Annotated in this window: 2 protein-coding genes; one reads left to right on the top strand and one right to left on the bottom strand. The window is 75.2% G+C overall.

Annotated features, from left to right (window positions below; translation table 11 throughout):
- Positions 1-616, top strand: a 616-nt coding sequence (locus VGD70_RS19000; protein ID WP_331083097.1) for an isochorismatase family protein, incomplete at its 5' end; no start/stop codon positions are given.
- Between the two features lie 154 nt (positions 617-770).
- On the opposite strand, the gene VGD70_RS18995 is transcribed toward VGD70_RS19000, so the two are convergent.
- Positions 771-2,114, bottom strand: coding sequence for an amidohydrolase family protein (locus VGD70_RS18995; RefSeq protein ID WP_331083095.1), 1,344 nt, complete (start codon positions 2,112-2,114; stop codon positions 771-773).
- Position 2,115 lies beyond the last annotated feature (1 nt).

The raw sequence follows: 2,115 nt of genomic DNA, 5'->3' as shown, positions 1-2,115 counted from the left end.
CGAGCTGATACCGGCCGGCCGCACCGCGCTCGTGCTCCAGGAGGTGCAGAACGGGGTGGTGGGCGTGGCGTCCGTGTTCCCGGCGCTCGCGGCCGCGGCCGCCGAGGTCGGCGTCGCCCGCAACGCCGCGCGGTTGGCGGTCGCGGCCCGCGCGGCGGGCGTGCCCGTGGTGCACGCGACCGCCGAGAACCTGTCCGGCGGCTTCGGCGCGAATCGGAACGCCCGGCTGTTCGCCGCCGCGCGCAAGGCGGGGGCGGACAACACGCCCGGCACGTCGTCGGTGCGACCCCTGGCCATGGTCCACGACGCGGGCGACGTGATCCTGCCCCGCTACCACGGGCTGTCGCCGATGGCCGACGGGCAGCTCGACGCGCTGCTGCGCAACACCGGCATCACGTCGATCGTGGTCGCCGGGGTGTCGTTGAACGTGGCGATCCCGAACCTGGTGTTCGACGCGGTGAACCGCGCGTACCGAGTCGTCGTGGTCACCGACGCGGTCGCCGGCGTGCCGCTGGAGTTCGGCGCCCGGGTGCTTGAGCACACCGTCGGGTTGATCGCCACCCTGGCCACCGCGGACGAGGTGGTCACGACGTGGTCGGCACGCGAAGGCCGATGATCCCGGAGGGATCCACCAACGGGCAGCACCAGCGAACGAGGCCGTCAGCGGTGGCCGGGCGCTGCGCAGGGGACTGTTGTTCGACCAGGCCGGGACACTGGTCGGGAGCGTCGCCCGAGAACGCCTGTCGCGGCGCCGGTCCGGGTGATCGTGCTCACGGCACCGGGTGCCCGCCGATGAAGGTCATGCGTACCCGGTCGCTGTCCGGATCGGCGAGCATGTCCGCGCGAGCTCCGTGCAGCAGCACGAGATCCGCCGCGGTGCCGACCCGCACCGTGCGTGGCCGGCCGCCGGGATCGGTTGCGGGACAAAGGTAACCGGTCAACGCCTCGGCCGCGGTGCTGCGCTCGGCGGGGCTGGCGACCCGGCCGGAACGGGTGCGGCGGTCCACGGACGCCGAGATGACCGCCCACGGATCGAGCGGGCCGTAGGGCGCGTCGCTGGACAGCGCGACCGGCACTCCCGCCGCCCGCAGCGTCGCGACCCGGTAGAGGTCGGGGTGGTCCTCGGCGGGCAGGTCACGAAGGAAGTCGTCGCCGCGGTCAGCCAGGAAACCGGGCTGCGTGACGACCCGCAGTCCCCGCCGCGCGAGCTCGGCGACGAGTTCGCCGGGGACGAGCGCGGCGTGCTCGATCCGGTCGCCCGGCACCGTGCCGGCAGCGGCGAGCGCGGCCAGCAGGAGCACCAGCGCCTCCCTGGTCACGCAGTGCACGGCTACCGCGCGACCGGTGGCGTGCGCGGCCCGGACGGTCTCGACGAGACTGTCCAGCTCGGGCAGCGCGGAGTCGGCGAGCACGATCTTGTACGGCCCGGCCGACGGCGAGCCCGGCGCCGGGGTGTGCGGCGGATCCACCGGCACACCAAGGAGATGTACGCGCTGGGGCAGCGCACCGGTGCGCATGTCGTCGGCGATGGCGTCGATCGCGGCCCGGTCGAGATCCGGGGTCGCGTCGGTGACGCTGGTGATCCCGAGCCGGGCGAGCCGCGCGCCGACCTCGCGCAGACCGGGCGGGCCAGTGCGGGGGAGCCGGGTCCGCAACCAGTCGTCCGCGCGCCAGAGCCGGCCGGTCGGCGTGCCGCGCGGGTCGCGCTCGATGCCCGGATGGACGTCGACGTCGACGGCGACGGCGACGTCGAGGGCGACCATCGCCGCGGTGTTGAGCATCCACAGCGCGCCACTGCGATGCTGGAGGCGAACCGGTCGGGCCCGGTGCAGCCGGTCGAGCGCCACGGCATCCAGCGGGCCGGCGACCGACTCGGCGTAGCCGATGCCGCGGACCCAGCCGTGCTCGTCGGCCCTCGCCCCGGCCAGCGCCGCCGCGAGCGCCGCCGGATCGGACACGTCCGGCGGACCGCATCGGACGGAGCCCCGTTGTGCGGCAAGGGCATGCAGGTGCAGGTGGTGGTCGCACAGACCCGGCAGCAGGGCCCCGCCGCGCGCCTCGACCACGGTCTCGCCGGCCAGCCGGGTGAGCCGCGGCGCGAGCTCGGTGACCAGG

This window comes from Actinophytocola sp. (assembly GCF_036402745.1).
In the GTDB taxonomy this organism is placed as follows: domain Bacteria; phylum Actinomycetota; class Actinomycetes; order Mycobacteriales; family Pseudonocardiaceae; genus Actinophytocola.
Note: the sequence above shows the minus strand (reverse complement) of the source record. Positions and strands in the feature narration are given on the sequence as shown.